Here is a 16143-nt window from a genome sequence, read left to right on the forward strand (position 1 = left end):
ATTAGGGGGTGTCAAGTGAATGTTTCGATTTTTTTGTCTTTCCTGCCGATACAAATGCAAACGCCGCCGCAGAAGCTGCCGCAAATAGAATGAGACTTACAAGGTCTCCCGAAAACTGTGCTTTTGTTATCCTTACTGCCGCTGCTCCGAAGCCGCAGCAGGCAAGTCCTTTAAGCAGGGGACAGAGGACATAGCATTTTATGTCAAAGCGCAGTCCCGATTCTCTGCACACCACGACTATCCTTGCGATATTGCTTAAAACATTGCTTGCGTAGTAGGAGATAAGCACGCCGCCGAAGCCTATTTTTCCTACGAATATTATTACGCAGCCTATCCTAACCGCATATTCGATCAGGGAATTTACCGTTGAAAAATTCTGCCTGCCCATTCCTTTAAGCAGTCCTTCAAGCACTATTTCAAGATAAATAAAGGGAATGACGGGGGCGAGTATCACGAGGGAGCGGCTCACAAGCTCCTCATTCGGGCAAAGCACCCGTCCTGCCAATGCTCCTCCGAAAAGAAACAGGGCGGATATGAAAAAGGCATAGGAAAAGGCTTTTCGGAACGCTCCGTCCGTAAGGGCGGAAAGCCTTTTTCTGCGTATTTCCTCATCTGAACAGCGATTTGCCAAAGCTGCTTCGGGTATGATTATTCCCGAAAGACTTGTAAGGACTGCCGAGGGGAAAAACACCGCAGGCATAATAAGGGCTTCAAAACAGCCGTAGCAGCTCAGGGCTTCGTTGGCGCTCCTGCTGTATTTTAAAAGTGCGGCAGGCACTAAAAGCTCGTTGGCGGTGGACATAAGCATCTGCACATATCCGCTGAGAAGAATGGGCAGAGAGCCTTTCAGATATCCGCCGAATGTATCGGTGGCAAGGGGGGCGGCGCAGGGGGGGAGTCCTCTGAATGACCTGTATTCCTCCGAATATTTAATGAGATAATAAACAAAGCTTACAAATTCACCGAAGAGTATGCTTGCCGCTGTTGCGGCATAAAAAATTTTTGTACCGCCGAAAAACAGAAGTCCCGAAAAAAGGCTTGCCCATTTTGCGGCAAATTCAACAAGGTCCCCACGCATAGGCACGTCCACACGGCGTATCCCGTGAAAATATCCCTTTATGCAGGAGCCTGCCGAGGCAAAGGGCAGGCTGAGAGCGATAAAACGCACGGCGAGGGCAAGCTCATTGCTGTGAAGGAGTTTTGTGCCGATAAGCTCTGCCGCAGAAAATGAGCATATGCCGAAGGTGAGTGACAGGCAGAAGGAAAATGTGAGGGAATATCTCATTACCTTTGTAAAATTCCTGTGTCCTGCGCCACGGGCTTCTGAGACAAATCGGCTGGTGGAGGTAAGGATATTTCCGTTTGCAAGCACCATTATAAAGCTGAAAAGGGAAAATATAAGCGACATAAGCCCCACCGCCGCCGTTCCTGCCTTGTCCGACAGAATGGCATTGAATACCATTGCGGCGGTCTGCATTGCAAGGCTGAGCAGGGTCATTTTTACGGCATCTCGGGCGATCTGCTTTTCCGAAACGCAGAGCACGTTCATCATAGTTCGTTTCACCTTTAATATTTTTTCTTTAGATATTATATTTGCGGCGGCGGGGGAATATGACGATAATGCATTTCGAGAAAAAGCAAGAAGCGAAGTCAGACTTCGCTCCCTGCTTTTTTGGATAAAATTTATTTGTCCATACCCTGTGGATCGCAGGACTCGCAGTCGGAACAGATATCCTCATCCGATGCGCTGATGCAATTTACAAAAATATCGCCGTTAGTTGCTCTTGCACCGAAATGAACGGGTATTTCTACGCATATCTCCTGAGTGATGGTAAATACACACTCGCCGTTTTTTGTGCCTTCACAGGTGTTCCTGCCTATGACAACATATGGTTCGCCGCAGCATTTTGTTATGGGTGTTCCTACTGTGGCAAAGGGCTTTACCGTTACCGGCACGTAGACCGATGCTCTCTGAAAAGCTTTGGCAGGCGAGGTGTGCTCATGAATAGTGGTATTTATATCGGACACTTTTTTTCCCCTTTTGATCATGATAGAGAGTTTTATCTCTCGATATAGTATATGCGGCAGAGGGAATTTGGTTCTGAGGTACGGAATTGCTTGGCTTATAGATATTATTCATTGTGATTTCTTTTGGTATATTATAAAGTGAGGTTTTAAAAAAATCGGGCTGATTTTGGGATCTGTGAAAAATTACAGAAATTTGTTTATCCGTAAAACCCTACAACCGCAGAGAAAAAAATGCATAAAAACTGTGCAAAAGGTAAAAATAACTGTAAGGCTATTGTAATTCCCACCCGAAAGGTATATAATAATGTATGGATAATCATCGAAGTTCGGATAGTATGTCTCACAAAATCATACTATTCCGAATGGAATTATAATATTTACTCCGAAAGGCTGAACACAAATGGAAAAACGGTTTATTTACGCCGATAATTCGGCTACTACTAAAGTTTCGGACAGCGTTCTTCGGGAAATGCTCCCTTATTTCACCGAGGAATACGGCAACCCCTCAAGCATTTACAAGATAGGCAGAAGCGCAGGCAGAGCTATTGAGACTGCAAGAGAGCGCATTGCGGCGGTCTTCGGCTGCCAGCCCTCCGAGATATATTTTACCAGCGGCGGCTCCGAGGCTGACAACTGGGCTATAAGAGGCGCTGCGGCAAAAATGGCTGCAAAGGGCAAAAAGCACATCATCACTACTGCTTTTGAGCACCACGCTGTTCTCCACACCTGCGAATACCTTGAAAAGCAGGGCTTTGAGGTAACATATCTGCCTGTGGGCGAAAAGGGTCTCATCACTCCCGAACAGGTGGAAAATGCCATCAGAGAGGACACCGCTCTTGTTACAATAATGTATGCCAACAATGAGATAGGTACTATTATGCCCATTCCCGAAATTGCTGAGGTTTGTCACAAAAAGGGAGTTCTGTTCCACACCGACGCCGTTCAGGCGGTGGGAAATGTTCCTATAAATGTGGCGGAGCAGGGTATTGATATGATGAGTATGTCGGGTCACAAGATACACGCTCAGAAAGGTATCGGTTTCCTTTATGCGAAAAAGGGTATCGTTCTGCCAAATCTTATTTTCGGCGGCGGTCAGGAAAAGGGCAGACGTGCAGGAACCGAGAATGTTCCCGCTATTATGGGTCTTGCCCGTGCGGTGGAGGACGCCTGCGCTGATATCCCCGAAAAGGCAGAGAGGATAACTAAAATAAGAGAGCATATTATTGACGGTATCCTGGGGAATGTTCCCGGCGCAAGGCTTAACGGCGACAGGGAGAAAAGGCTGCCCGGAAATATCAATATTTCTTTCCTTGGCGTTGAGGGCGAGTCTTTGCTGCTTATGCTGGATATGAACGGCATATGCGCTTCAAGCGGCTCTGCCTGCACCAGCGGCTCTCTTGACCCCTCTCACGTTCTGCTGTCTCTGGGTCTGCCCCACGAGGTGGCTCACGGCTCTATGAGACTTTCCATTGCCGACCCCATTACAATGGAGGACGGTGATTACATCATCGAGACGGTGACAAAGGTGGTTGAAAAGATAAGAAATATGTCTCCTCTCTGGGAGGATATCAAAAATAAAAAGCAGGGTACGGAGCGTTTGCTTAGCTTCGTTTCACCTATCGAATAAAGGAGTCTGATAACTATGATGCTTTACAGCGAAAAGGTAATGGACCACTTTGCAAATCCCCGCAATGTGGGCGAGATAGAAAACGCCGACGGTATAGGCGAGGTGGGAAACGCAAAGTGCGGCGATATTATGAAAATGTATATCAAGGTGGATAACGGCGTTATTTCCGACGTTAAATTCAAGACCTTCGGCTGCGGCGCTGCGGTTGCCACTTCCTCTATGGCTACGGAAATGATAATGGGCAAGAGCATTGACGAGGCTTTAAAGCTTACCAACAAGGCTGTTGTTGAGGCGCTGGACGGTCTGCCTGCTTCTAAAATTCACTGCTCCGTTCTTGCGGAACAGGCTCTCAAGAGCGCAATTGCCGATTATTACAAGAGGCAGGGCGTTGACCCCGAGCCTATCGTGGGCAAGATAGAAGAGTGCGAAGCCTGCCACTAATGAAATTATGACATAGGACGGGGTAAACCGTAATGATTTACGGTTTACCCTGTTTTTTTGTATAAATATGTAAACCTTTTCACGATAATATATGTGAAAATGTGCCACGATTTTGTAAGTATTCACAAAAATTATCGTGAAGTCTGCATATAGCATTATATCGGGTGTGTGTGATAAAATAAATATAAAGAGGCAATGTGCCTTGCTTTATGATTTATTCTGTATTGTTTATTCGACAGCATTCCGGGGGACAAAAAATAAAGAATAAATAATAAAGAATAAATAATAAAGAATAAACGTAAAAAGGACGGTATCATATGTTTAATATTGCAGTTGCCCAGTCGGGAGGACCCACCTCCGCCATCAACGCTTCTCTTGCAGGTGTTTTCCGTCAGGCTTCAAAGTCTCCCGAGATAGGCAAGATATACGGCTCCATTAACGGCATTGAGGGTATGATAAACGGCAATCTCGTTCCTCTTGACAGCATTCTCACCTCCGAGCACGATGTGGAACTGATGAAGAAAACTCCTTCCACCGTTCTCGGCTCCTGCCGATACAAGCTGGCGGAATATGACTCCAGCGACAGCCGCACCGAGTCCGAATATATGAGGATAATCAACACCTTTGAGGAGTATGACATAAAGGCATTCTTTTACATCGGCGGCAACGACTCAATGGATACCGTTATGAAGCTTGACCGCTACTGCAAGGCGGTGGGCAAGGACGTTAAGATAATCGGCGTTCCCAAGACCATTGACAACGACCTTCCCGAAACAGACCACACCCCCGGCTTTGGTTCGGCGGCGAAATATGTGGCTACCACCCTTCAGGAGATAATCAGAGACAGCCGTGTCTACAGCATACAGTCCATCACCATTGTTGAGATAATGGGCAGAAATGCAGGCTGGCTCACCGCTTCCTCCTGCGTTCTCCGTGCAAACGGAGAGCCTGCGCCTCACCTTATCTATGTTCCCGAGGCATTTCCGGGCGGCTTTGATATGGAGCATTTCCTCGATGATGTGGCACGTATGATGAAACGCTACCGTGCGGTTATCATCGCCGTTTCCGAGGGCATTGTCCCCACCGACAGGCAGTATGTGAAAACAGGCGCGGACGCCTTCGGTCATACGGATAATTCGGGTGTGGCAAAATATCTTGAGCACCGCTGTGCGGATAAATTCGGCTGTAAGGTGCGTTCCATCGAGCTTAACGTTATGCAGAGGTGCAGCTCCCATATCGCTTCTCTTACCGACCTTGACGAGTCCGAGAGGATAGGCTCTGCGGCGGTGGACTGTGCTCTTGAGGGAAACAGCGGCAGAATGATGGGCTTTCGCCGCATAAGCAATGAGCCTTACAGAGTGGAGATAGTTTCCTATGATGTGGCTCAGACAGCAAACAAGGAAAAATATTTCCCCTCCGAGTGGATCACAGACGACAAGTGCGATGTTACCACAGACGCTCTTAACTATTTCCTGCCTCTTATCCAGGGTGAAGTGACCACCGAATACAGAAACGGCATACCTGTTCATTTCAGACTTAATCAGTGATAATTCCGGGACAGCTTTTCACATTTGCTGTCCCGATTTTTATGCTCTATGCATATATGCAGTATAAAACGTATAATATACTGCATATATGCATATTTTATGCAATGCTCTGCCTTGAAAAGTGAATATTTTGCGTAAATTCGGAAAAATTATGCATTTTAGCCTTGACTTTTGCCGCAAAGGGTGTATAATAATAATCAGCAGCGTTACGGCTTATGTTTAATGGGCGTAAGGGTACGGGCGTATTTTATTTTTACGGAGGTACTGTAAAATGGCAGTAAAAAAGGAAAATATCAAAAAAGTAGTTCTCGCATATTCCGGCGGTCTCGACACATCTATCATCATTCCCTGGCTCAAGGAAAATTACAATAACTGCGAGGTCATCGCTGTTTCCGCAGACGTTGGACAGGGCACCGAGCTTGACGGTCTTGAGGAAAAGGCAATAAAGACAGGCGCTTCCAAGCTCTACATAGAGGATCTTAAGGAAGAGTTCATTCAGGATTATGTTTACCCCACCGTTCAGGCTGGCGCAGTTTACGAGGGCAAGTACCTTCTCGGCACCTCCTTTGCACGTCCCATCATTGCAAAGAGAATTGCTGAGATCGCACTCAAGGAAGGCGCTGACGCTATCTGCCACGGCTGCACAGGCAAGGGCAACGACCAGGTAAGATTTGAGCTTGCTATCAAGGCTTTCGCTCCCGATATGGCTATCATCGCTCCCTGGAGAGAATGGTCTATCAAGTCCAGAGACGAGGAGATCGACTACGCAGAGGCTCACAATATCCCCCTCAAGATCACAAGAGAGACAAACTACTCCAAGGATAAGAACATCTGGCACCTTTCCCACGAGGGTCTCGACCTTGAGGATCCCGCAAACGAGCCTCAGTACAACAAGGACGGCTTCCTTGAGCTGGGCGTATCTCCCGAAAAGGCTCCCGACAAGGCTACATATGTTACCATTCACTTTGAAAAGGGCATTCCCACAGCTATTGACGGCAAGGAAATGAACGGCGTAGAGCTGGTTTCCACCCTCAATAAGCTTGGCGGCGAGAACGGTATCGGTCTTGTTGACCTGGTTGAGAATCGTCTTGTTGGTATGAAGTCCAGAGGTGTTTATGAAACACCCGGCGGAACTATCCTTTACAGGGCTCACGAGGCTCTTGAGACTCTCTGCCTCGACAAGGAGACAGCAAGAATGAAGTCCTACCTTTCCATAAAGTTTGCTGATATCGTATATAACGGTCAGTGGTTCACTCCTCTCAGAGAGGCTCTTTCAGCTTTCGTTTCCGAAACTCAGAAGACTGTTACAGGCGACGTTAAGCTGAAGCTCTACAAGGGCAACGTTATCAACGCAGGCATCACTTCTCCCTATACCCTTTATGATGAGGAAGTAGCTACATTTGCTGAGGATCACGTTTACGACCAGTCCGACGCAGGCGGATTTATCAACATCTTCGGTCTCCCCACCCACGTTAAGGCAAAGCTCGACCAGAAGAGAGGAAAGTAATTTCTCTTTTTAAAATTTAATATCATTTTGTGTTATGCCCGAAACACACCGTTTCGGGCATTGCACTTATTTCGTTTTTATTTTCATTCAGAGTAGAACAGAAAAAGATTGGAATACTAACAGAAAAAAGCCGAATAACGGCTTTAAAGAAAGGACGCTCAAATTTATGAGAACTCTTAAAAAAGGAATATTATCCCTGCTGCTTGCATCGCTTATGCTGACCCTGGCAGCCTGTGGTCAAGATAAACCGGATTACGAAAAGCTTAAAACTGATATCGTTGGAATGTGGTGCGATATAGAGGGACCCGAGTATTTTGAAAATGAAGATGGCAGCTCTCCCTATTATCAGATATACGAATTTACTTCGGGCGGAGTACTTGCCTATCATATAATCACTCCCAACGTTGCTTCCTATTATGATTACAAATACGAGCTTAGAGACAATATCCTTGATATCGACGGACAGATGTGCAAGGTAGCCGTGGAGGACGATATCCTCACTATGACCAACAACAACGGCGACACCCGTTTCCGCCGTATGAGTATGGAAGAGGTATGCAATTTCGGCGTGGTATATATAGACAGCGGAAATTATGAAAAGCAGCTTGAATATACCGACTTTTTCAAGATCAACTGGCCGGGCGCAGCATCAGACTCCTCAGCAGCAGGTTCCTCTGACGAAAGCGCTGAAGCTTCTGCAGTTCCGGCTGCTTAAGATCAAAAGCTCCAAACTGAAAGGAATGATATAAATGGCAAAGATGTGGGCAGGACGTTTCTCAAAAGAGGTAGATGAAAAGGTAAATGATTTCAACTCCTCCATTTCCTTTGACTGCCGTATGTACAGGCACGATATCAAAGGCTCTATGGCGCACGCAAGGATGCTTGGCGAGCAGGGGATAATCGCTCCCGAAGAAAGTGAAAAGATCATCAAGGGACTTGAGGGTATCCTTTCCGACCTTGACAGCGGAAAGCTCAGCTTCGACCCTAATGCCGAGGATATCCATATGTTTGTGGAGCAGGTGCTTACCGAGCGCCTTGGCGATACGGGCAAGAGACTTCACACCGCAAGAAGCAGAAACGACCAGGTGGCTCTCGACATCAAATATTATCTGAAGGACGAGTGCGACGAGATATCAAAGCTTGTTTATGAGCTTATCGAGACAATTATCGAGACCGCTCAGGAGCATTATGACACCGTAATGCCCGGCTACACACATCTCCAGAGAGCACAGCCTGTTACCTTTGCCCACCACATAATGGCATATGCCCAGATGCTGACCCGTGACCTTGGCAGACTTGCCGACTGCAAAAAGCGTATGGACAGAATGCCCCTCGGCTCCTGCGCTCTTGCAGGAACCACATATCCGCTTAACAGAAAGAGAGTTGCTGAACTCCTTGAATTTGAGGACATCACCTACAACAGCCTTGACGGCGTTTCAGACAGAGATTACTGCATTGAACTTGCGAGTGCCATTTCCGTTCTGATGATGCACCTTTCAAGATTTTCCGAGGAGATAATAATGTGGTGCAGCTGGGAATTCAAGTTTATTGAGCTTGACGATGCATATTCCACAGGCTCCTCCATAATGCCCCAGAAGAAAAATCCCGACATCACCGAGCTTATCAGAGGAAAGACGGGAAGAGTTTACGGCGACCTTATGACTCTCCTCTCAATGATGAAAAATCTTCCCCTTGCCTACAACAAGGATATGCAGGAGGACAAGGAAGCTATATTTGATGCTGTTGACACCGTTAAGCTTTGTCTTTCCACATTTATCCCGATGTTCAGAACAATGACGGTTTTAAAGGATAATATGAGAAAGGCAGCGGCAAAGGGCTTTATAAATGCCACCGACTGCGCAGATTACCTTGTTAAAAAGGGAATGCCTTTCAGAGACGCATACAAGATCACGGGAACTCTCGTTGCACGCTGCATTGAGCTGGGAACCACTCTTGAGGAGCTTGACCTCAAGGAATACAAACGCCTTTCCGATGTGTTTGACGAGGACGTTTACAAGGCTATAAACCTTGAGACCTGCGTAATGCAGAGAAATGTGGACGGCGGTCCTGCTCCCGAGGCTGTTGCAAGGCAGATAGAGCAGCTCAAAGCCGAGCTTCGTGAATATGCAGGCTGAACCTGCAGGCAGGCTGAGCCTGCAGCCGATCGTTCTATAGTTTATTCGGGCAACAGACAGACGGCTCAGTAACGGGAGAAATATGTTGCTGAAATTACTTAGAACTTAGTTGGTTTTGATTCGACCGACAAATTTATTTTTTGCGTAGAGGTAAAGTAAAATGTCATATAAAATTTTCATAGACGGCAAAGAGGGAACAACGGGACTTCGCATTGCCGACCGTTTCAAAAACAGGAGCGACATTGAGCTTCTGGAAATTTCCGAGGAAAAGCGCAAGGACACCGTGGAAAGAAAGAAGCTTATTAACGCCTCGGACTACACCTTCCTCTGCCTGCCCGATGCGGCAGCAATTGAGGCTGTTTCCCTTGTGGAAAACGACCACACCAAGATAATAGATGCCTCCACCGCTCACAGAACTGATCCGGGCTGGGTATACGGTCTCCCCGAGCTTTCCAAGGAGCAGAGAAGGGCGGTTGCGGCTTCAAAGAGAACTGCCGTTCCCGGCTGCTATGCCAGCGGATTTAACTGCCTTATGTACCCTATGGTAAGATCGGGAATGCTTGCACCCTATCACCCCGTTATCTGCCACGCAGTATCGGGCTACAGCGGCGGCGGCAAGAAGCTTATCGCAAGATACGAGGACGAAAACAGAGACAATGAGCTTAGCAGCACAAGAGCATATTCTCTGGGAAAGACCCACAAGCACGTTAAGGAAATGATGGCAGTATCGGGACTTTCCTACCCCCCCATATTCTGCCCCTCTGTGGGAGATTTCTACAACGGAATGGTTGTAACTATTCCCGTTCATCTGAGAACAATGGCGAGAAAGGTCACTCCCCACGATGTATGGGAGATGTTTGCGGAGCATTACGAGGGCGAGAGATTTGTTAAGGTAATGCCCTTCGGTGCAGAGGGTTGCCCTGAGGAAGCCGAGCTTTTCTCCAACACTCTTGCGGACACCAATATGCTGCAGATATTCGTTTACGGCAATGACGACCACGTGCTTCTCTGCTCAAGACTTGATAATCTGGGCAAGGGTGCAAGCGGTGCGGCTGTTCAGTGTATGAATATTATGATGGGCATTGACGAGGGTACGGGGCTTGAGTGAGCATAAATACGAAGTGATTATCTACTGGAGCGAAGAGGACAACAGCTACATTGCCGAAGTCCCCGAGCTTGCAGGCTGTATGGCAGACGGGCAGGCTGAGCCTGCAGCCACTTCACGCCGTTAATTTCTCGGGTATTGTTACATCCTCCCGCGCCTGTTAATTTATTAGCATAATAAAGCAAAAGAGCGTGATACTATGACCCATTCCGAACTCCTCTCCTACTGCCTTCAAAAAAAGGGTTCCTATGAAGATCACCCCTTCGGTGACAACTGCACCGCAGTGAAGGTAAAAAAACGGATATTCGCCCAGCTTTTTATGCTGAAAGGTACGCCTATGCTCACCTTTAACGGTGATATCCCCACAGGAGAATTTTACAGAACGATGTTCCCCGATGATGTAAAACGAGGATATCATTGTCCGCCCGTGCAGCAGCCCTATTTCAATACCGTAAATCTGTCGGGCAGCGTTCCCGACGAGGAACTATTGCGAATGATAGACGGTTCCTACAAATATGTAGTCTCAAAGCTTACAAAAAAGGCTCGTGAAGAGCTTATGAATGATAAATAATTTATAATAAAAAGAAGGTCATTGATATGGAATTTGTAACCATTGAAGGCGGCGTGTGTGCCGCAAAGGGATTTAAAGCAAGCGGAGTTTACTGCGGCATAAAGGAAAATCCCACCAAAAAGAACGATATTGCAATGGTCGTATCGGACGTTATGTGCAACACCGCAGGGGTCTACACTCAGAACAAGGTAAAGGGCGCACCCGTTATTGTTACCAAGAAAAACCTCGAAAAATCCGGCGGAAAATCAAAGGCGATAATCGTAAATTCCAAGAATGCCAATACCTGCAACGCAGACGGCGAGGAAAAGGCAACCGAAATGTGCCGCCTTACCGCTGAGGCTTTGGGAATTAAGCCCGAGGAAGTAATTGTGGCTTCAACAGGCGTTATCGGACAGGTGCTGCCCATCGAGCCTATTGTAAAGGCAGTTCCTCAGCTTGTCGAAAAGCTCTCCTATACGGGCAACATCGAAGCTGCAACAGCAATTATGACCACCGACACCGTTAAAAAAGAATACGCCGTAGAATTTGAGATAGGCGGAAAGACCTGCCGTATGGGCGGTATGGCAAAGGGCAGCGGAATGATACACCCCAATATGGCGACCACCCTTAATTTCATCACCACCGACTGCGCCGTTTCTGTTCCGATGCTGCAAAAGGCACTTTCGGAAATTGTGAAAATTACATATAACTGTCTTTCCATAGACGGCGACCAGTCCACCAACGACACCTGTATGCTTATGTCGGACGGACTTGCGGAAAATCCCGAAATAACTGCCGAGGGAGCGGATTTTGACACCTTCAAAGCCGCACTCTATCAGGTAATGGCAAACCTCACCCGTATGCTTGCAAAGGACGGAGAGGGCGCAACCAAACTACTCACCTGCATTTGCTCGGGCGCACCTGACCTTGACACCGCAATAATCGTGGCAAAGAGCGTTATCCGCTCGCCCCTGTTCAAATGCGCAATGTTCGGCTCGGACGCAAACTGGGGACGTGTGCTCTGCGCCATAGGCTATGCGGAAGCGGATTTTGATATAAACAAGGTTGATGTTGACCTTGGCTCAAGTGCAGGAAAAATTGCCGTTTGCCGCAATGGCGCAGGCGTGGATTTCTCCGAGGACGAAGCAAAGAAAATTCTCACCGAGAACGAGATAGAAATTTACATCAGCCTTAATCAGGGAAATGCACAGGCAACCGCCTGGGGCTGCGACCTTACATATGATTACGTTAAGATAAACGGAGATTATCGTTCGTAATACCATAGGGGGATAAAATGAAGGACGACATTGACGGCAGATCTGACACTCCCGAGGAGGATATCACAGAGGTCGGATTTTTTGAAAACAGCTTTGCGGAAATTTCCCCGGACAATGACAGCATTTTCGGCAAAGACCTTCTTCCCTCTGAAAGGATAATATTCACCGCACAGGGCAAAAGCGGAAAAGGCTTGCTTTTTAAAAAAGTTTTTTCCCTTGTCTGGATGCTGTTTGTGATAGTCTGGATGCTGACAGCATTGGGAAGCAGAGACGGATTTGCGGCAATTTTCGGACTTCCCCACACAATTGTGGGAATAATGATGCTGTTCCAAGCGGGCTTTATCCGCACAAAAGTGAGCATTGCAGTTACCGACAAGCGGCTGCTGATAAGATATCTCGGAAAAACTCAGGCTGTTTATCTTAATAAAGGGGAAAAACAAGGAAGGGCGATGATACTTCCTACGGATAATGACAGCTATTGGAATATCAGCTTTGAGGGTATCAGAGGCTTATTCAACCAAAGAGGAACTGAAAGCGGAAATTACCTGTTTGACACCTTTGAGCTTCCCCGTGAGGACGCTGTAAAAATTGCGGATATCATCGACCGCATAATAAAAGGAGAGTACATATAAAATGGGAACAGAAAATCTCATATCAAATGAAATACGCTCGCAGGTGCTCATAGATGCCCTGCCCTACATTCAGAGATATAACGACAAGATAGTTGTCATAAAATACGGCGGCAACGCAATGACCAACGAAGCACTCAAGGACGCAGTAATGAGCGATATCGTGCTTTTAAACCTCGTAGGAATAAAGACCGTCCTCGTTCACGGCGGCGGACCCGAGATAAGCGATATGCTGAAAAGAGTGGGCATTGAGAGCAAGTTCATAAACGGACTCAGATACACTGACGAAGCCACCGTTGATATCGTAAAAATGGTGCTTGCGGGCAAGGTGAACAAGGAGCTTGTTTCCCACCTTACCCAGCACGGCGGAAAGGCGCTTGGAATGTGCGGCATTGACGGACAGATGATACTCTGCCACAAGATGGAGAGCGAGGTTGACCTGGGCTTTGTGGGCGAGATAGACACCATAAACACCGCCCCCATTCTTGATGCACTTTCAAACGGCTATGTTCCTGTAATATCCACCGTAGCCTGCGACGAGCAGGGTCAGACCTACAACATAAACGCCGACACCGCCGCCGCAAGAATAGCCGCCGAGCTTAAAGCGGAAAACCTTATCCTTATGACGGACATCGTGGGACTTCTGAGAGACAAGGACGACAACGGCACACTTATCCCCAAGGTGCAGGTCAGCGAAGTGCCCTTTATGAAGAGACAGGGTATAATCAGCGGCGGAATGATACCCAAGATAGACTGCTGCGTTGAAGCCGTCAGACGAGGGGTTAAAAAGACCTGCATAATCGACGGAAGAGTTCCCCACTCCATTCTTATCGAGCTGCTTTCGAATGAGGGAATAGGTACGCAGTTCATATAAGCGGGGGACGCTGATTTATTATCTTCTATATAATTTATTCGTTTATACAGCAAGGAGCTGATACAAATGTCAACCATAGAAAAATTCAACGAACACGTAATGCAGACCTACGGCAGGCTTCCCATAGTCCTTGAAAAAGGAAAGGGACGTGAAGCCGTTGACGAAAACGGCAAGGAATACATAGACTTCGGCAGCGGCATAGGCACAAACTCCCTCGGCTACTGCGATGATAAATGGGCAGATGCCGTATGCGCCCAGGTGCGTTCCATACAGCACACCTCAAACTATTTCTATACCAAGGTCCAGGCAGACTTTGCCGAACGTCTCTGCGCTGTCACAGGCTACAAAAACGTGTTCTTCGGCAATTCGGGAGCGGAAGCAAACGAGTGCGCCATAAAGCTTGCAAGGAAATATTCCTTCGATAAATACGGCAAGTGTCGCCACACCATTGTCACCCTTGTAAACTCCTTCCACGGCAGAACAATAGCAACCCTTTCCGCAACGGGACAGGAGGTATTCCACAATTACTTCTTCCCCTTTGTGGAGGGCTTCGTGAACACTCCCGCCAACGATATTGAAGCGCTCCGCAAGGTAATTTCCGAGGATAAGACTGTCTGCGCCGTAATGTTCGAGTTCGTTCAGGGCGAGGGCGGCGTAAATCCTCTTGACAAGGCTTTTGTGGAGGAGATTTTCAAGCTCTGCGGCGAAAATGATATCCTTACCATTGCCGATGAAGTCCAGACAGGCGTGGGCAGAACAGGAACCTTCCTTGCCTCCGAGCAGTACGGCGTAAAGCCCGATATCACCTCTCTTGCAAAGGGAATTGCAGGGGGCGTACCAATGGGTGCCTGCCTTGCATCGGAAAAATGCGCCGATGTTCTTGTGAAGGGCACTCATGGCTCCACCTTTGGCGGCAACCCCATTGCCTGCGCAGGAGCAAACGCAGTTCTTGACAGAGTTACCGAAAAGGGCTTCCTTGAGGACGTAATGAAGAAAAGCGAGTATTTTAAAAAGAAGCTTGCGGAGATACCCGAGGTTGAGGGCGTTGACGGCTTAGGCTTAATGCTGGGCGTAAGGCTCAAAACCAAAAAGGCTGCGGATATCCTTACCGCCGCCGCCGAAAAGGGACTTCTCATTCTCACCGCCAAGGAAAAGCTCCGTTTCCTGCCCCCCCTCACCATCACCTATGAGGAAATTGACAAGGGAATGGAAATACTGGGAGAGCTTTTAAAATAATTTCTAATCGGAGTTTAATCTGCGGCTAATATGATATGAACCTGCAAATGATATTATATCACCAAAGGAGTGATACTAATGTCGAGACTGCCAAGATTTTTCATATGGGATATAATCGGAGATATCATTGAAGCCGCCGTAGAAATAATAATCGATCTGATAAACTAAAAAACGGAGGTAAACCACTATGAAGCACCTGCTCAAAATGTCCGATCTTTCAAAGGCTGATATCATTGATATCTTAAACCTTGCAGACCAGCTCAAATACGAGCTGAAGCACAACATACCCCACCGCCATCTTGAGGGCAAGACTCTTGGAATGATATTCCAGAAGTCCTCCACACGTACACGTGTATCCTTTGAAACGGGAATGTACCAGCTTGGCGGAAATGCGCTGTTTCTCTCTTCACGTGATCTCCAGATAGGCAGGGGCGAGCCTGTGCAGGATACCGCACGTGTCCTCTCCCGCTACCTTGACGGAATAATGATACGCACCTTTGAGCAGAAGGAAGTTGAGGATCTCTCCGAATTCGGAAATATCCCCATAATAAACGGTCTTACCGACTACTGCCACCCCTGTCAGGTGCTTGCAGACCTTATGACTATCCGTGAGTACAAGGGACAGTTTGACGGACTGAAAATGTGCTACATAGGCGACGGAAACAATATGGCAAACTCCCTTATCGTAGGCGGACTTACGGTAGGAATGGAAGTTGCTGTTGCCTGCCCCGAGGGATATCGTCCCGACCCCACAGTTCTTGAATTTGCCAAGGCATACGGCGACAAGTTCACCCTTACCGACAAGCCCGTGGAAGCTGCTGCAAATGCAGACGTTCTCTTCACCGATGTATGGGCATCAATGGGACAGGAGGGCGAAGCAGAAATTCGCCGCAAGGCATTCACAGGCTATCAGATAAATGACGAGGTAATGGCAGCCGCAAAGCGTGACGCAATGGTACAGCACTGCCTGCCCGCACACCGTGAGGAGGAGATAACCGCAAAGGTGTTCGAGGAGCACGCAGAGGAAATTTTCGACGAGGCAGAAAACCGTCTCCACGCTCAGAAGGCTGTTATGGTCAAGCTGATGAAGTCTTGATGAACATCTGTTTCTATATATTATAGCATATTTGTTCCAAAATGTCAAGTCCCCCGAAGAAATTTTTTTGAATTTCTTCGGGGGACTTTTT

The 16143-nt window shown here is 47.5% G+C and carries 16 protein-coding genes; 14 read left to right on the forward strand and 2 right to left on the reverse strand.

The genetic code is table 11. The features are described 5' to 3' along the window. Position 1: 1 nt before the first annotated feature. The gene (locus tag ACR0QN_RS00140; RefSeq protein WP_432649160.1) at positions 2–1552 is read right to left on the reverse strand and encodes a polysaccharide biosynthesis C-terminal domain-containing protein; all 1551 of its coding nucleotides are present in this window, start codon (positions 1550–1552) and stop codon (positions 2–4) included. Between the two features lie 131 nt (positions 1553–1683). Then, positions 1684–2028, reverse strand: a complete 345-nt coding sequence (locus ACR0QN_RS00145; protein WP_432649161.1) for a hypothetical protein — start codon at positions 2026–2028, stop codon at positions 1684–1686. 400 nt (positions 2029–2428) lie between these two features. Between ACR0QN_RS00145 and nifS the strand changes: the two genes are divergently transcribed. From nifS to argF, 14 genes are all read left to right on the forward strand, one after another. After that, the gene (gene nifS / locus ACR0QN_RS00150) at positions 2429–3655 is read left to right on the forward strand and encodes a cysteine desulfurase NifS (RefSeq protein WP_432649162.1); all 1227 of its coding nucleotides are present in this window, start codon (positions 2429–2431) and stop codon (positions 3653–3655) included. Between the two features lie 18 nt (positions 3656–3673). Continuing rightward, positions 3674–4096: a Fe-S cluster assembly scaffold protein NifU gene (gene nifU / locus ACR0QN_RS00155; RefSeq protein ID WP_432649313.1), complete on the forward strand. Its 423-nt coding sequence runs from the start codon at positions 3674–3676 to the stop codon at positions 4094–4096. 317 nt (positions 4097–4413) lie between these two features. Then, a complete protein-coding gene (locus ACR0QN_RS00160) occupies positions 4414–5643 on the forward strand; it encodes a 6-phosphofructokinase (protein ID WP_432649163.1) in 1230 nt (409 codons plus the stop codon). Positions 5644–5914: 271 nt separating this feature from the next. Next, the gene (locus ACR0QN_RS00165) at positions 5915–7150 is read left to right on the forward strand and encodes an argininosuccinate synthase (RefSeq protein WP_432649164.1); all 1236 of its coding nucleotides are present in this window, start codon (positions 5915–5917) and stop codon (positions 7148–7150) included. Positions 7151–7316: 166 nt separating this feature from the next. Beyond that, the gene (locus ACR0QN_RS00170) at positions 7317–7865 is read left to right on the forward strand and encodes a hypothetical protein (protein WP_432649165.1); all 549 of its coding nucleotides are present in this window, start codon (positions 7317–7319) and stop codon (positions 7863–7865) included. 34 nt (positions 7866–7899) lie between these two features. Then, positions 7900–9285 carry an argininosuccinate lyase gene (gene argH / locus ACR0QN_RS00175; protein WP_432649166.1) on the forward strand — a complete coding sequence of 462 codons (1386 nt, stop codon included), beginning with the start codon at positions 7900–7902 and terminating at the stop codon, positions 9283–9285. Positions 9286–9445: 160 nt separating this feature from the next. Then, on the forward strand, positions 9446–10393 hold the full coding sequence (gene argC, locus ACR0QN_RS00180) for an N-acetyl-gamma-glutamyl-phosphate reductase (RefSeq protein WP_432649167.1): 948 nt from the start codon (positions 9446–9448) through the stop codon (positions 10391–10393). After that, on the forward strand, positions 10386–10517 hold the full coding sequence (locus ACR0QN_RS00185; RefSeq protein WP_432649168.1) for a type II toxin-antitoxin system HicB family antitoxin: 132 nt from the start codon (positions 10386–10388) through the stop codon (positions 10515–10517). Before argC ends, ACR0QN_RS00185 begins: the two co-directional genes overlap by 8 nt. A gap of 72 nt (positions 10518–10589) precedes the next feature. Next, positions 10590–10961, forward strand: coding sequence for an MmcQ/YjbR family DNA-binding protein (locus ACR0QN_RS00190; protein WP_432649169.1), 372 nt, complete (start codon positions 10590–10592; stop codon positions 10959–10961). 26 nt (positions 10962–10987) lie between these two features. Next, positions 10988–12217, forward strand: coding sequence for a bifunctional glutamate N-acetyltransferase/amino-acid acetyltransferase ArgJ (gene argJ, locus ACR0QN_RS00195; protein ID WP_432649170.1), 1230 nt, complete (start codon positions 10988–10990; stop codon positions 12215–12217). A 17-nt stretch (positions 12218–12234) separates the two neighbouring features. Further along, a complete protein-coding gene (locus ACR0QN_RS00200; RefSeq protein WP_432649171.1) occupies positions 12235–12849 on the forward strand; it encodes a hypothetical protein in 615 nt (204 codons plus the stop codon). Between the two features lies 1 nt (position 12850). Continuing rightward, positions 12851–13720, forward strand: a complete 870-nt coding sequence (gene argB / locus ACR0QN_RS00205; protein ID WP_432649172.1) for an acetylglutamate kinase — start codon at positions 12851–12853, stop codon at positions 13718–13720. 66 nt (positions 13721–13786) lie between these two features. Further along, the gene (locus ACR0QN_RS00210; RefSeq protein WP_432649173.1) at positions 13787–14956 is read left to right on the forward strand and encodes an aspartate aminotransferase family protein; all 1170 of its coding nucleotides are present in this window, start codon (positions 13787–13789) and stop codon (positions 14954–14956) included. Positions 14957–15143: 187 nt separating this feature from the next. Continuing rightward, positions 15144–16052, forward strand: coding sequence for an ornithine carbamoyltransferase (gene argF, locus ACR0QN_RS00215; protein ID WP_432649174.1), 909 nt, complete (start codon positions 15144–15146; stop codon positions 16050–16052). The last annotated feature ends 91 nt before the right edge of the window (positions 16053–16143 follow it).

The sequence above is a fragment of the Huintestinicola sp. genome, assembly GCF_050874005.1.
Lineage (GTDB): Bacteria > Bacillota > Clostridia > Oscillospirales > Ruminococcaceae > Huintestinicola.

Coding starts and splice junctions, on each gene's coding strand:
- ACR0QN_RS00140 (WP_432649160.1), bottom strand. CDS start 1,552: ATGATGAACGTGCTCTGCGTTTCGGAAAAGCAGATCGCCCGAGATGCC.
- ACR0QN_RS00190 (WP_432649169.1), top strand. CDS start 10,590: ATGACCCATTCCGAACTCCTCTCCTACTGCCTTCAAAAAAAGGGTTCC.
- ACR0QN_RS00210 (WP_432649173.1), top strand. CDS start 13,787: ATGTCAACCATAGAAAAATTCAACGAACACGTAATGCAGACCTACGGC.
- ACR0QN_RS00165 (WP_432649164.1), top strand. CDS start 5,915: ATGGCAGTAAAAAAGGAAAATATCAAAAAAGTAGTTCTCGCATATTCC.
- argJ (WP_432649170.1), top strand. CDS start 10,988: ATGGAATTTGTAACCATTGAAGGCGGCGTGTGTGCCGCAAAGGGATTT.
- nifS (WP_432649162.1), top strand. CDS start 2,429: ATGGAAAAACGGTTTATTTACGCCGATAATTCGGCTACTACTAAAGTT.
- ACR0QN_RS00160 (WP_432649163.1), top strand. CDS start 4,414: ATGTTTAATATTGCAGTTGCCCAGTCGGGAGGACCCACCTCCGCCATC.
- argC (WP_432649167.1), top strand. CDS start 9,446: ATGTCATATAAAATTTTCATAGACGGCAAAGAGGGAACAACGGGACTT.
- argH (WP_432649166.1), top strand. CDS start 7,900: ATGGCAAAGATGTGGGCAGGACGTTTCTCAAAAGAGGTAGATGAAAAG.
- ACR0QN_RS00170 (WP_432649165.1), top strand. CDS start 7,317: ATGAGAACTCTTAAAAAAGGAATATTATCCCTGCTGCTTGCATCGCTT.
- argF (WP_432649174.1), top strand. CDS start 15,144: ATGAAGCACCTGCTCAAAATGTCCGATCTTTCAAAGGCTGATATCATT.
- argB (WP_432649172.1), top strand. CDS start 12,851: ATGGGAACAGAAAATCTCATATCAAATGAAATACGCTCGCAGGTGCTC.
- ACR0QN_RS00200 (WP_432649171.1), top strand. CDS start 12,235: ATGAAGGACGACATTGACGGCAGATCTGACACTCCCGAGGAGGATATC.
- nifU (WP_432649313.1), top strand. CDS start 3,674: ATGCTTTACAGCGAAAAGGTAATGGACCACTTTGCAAATCCCCGCAAT.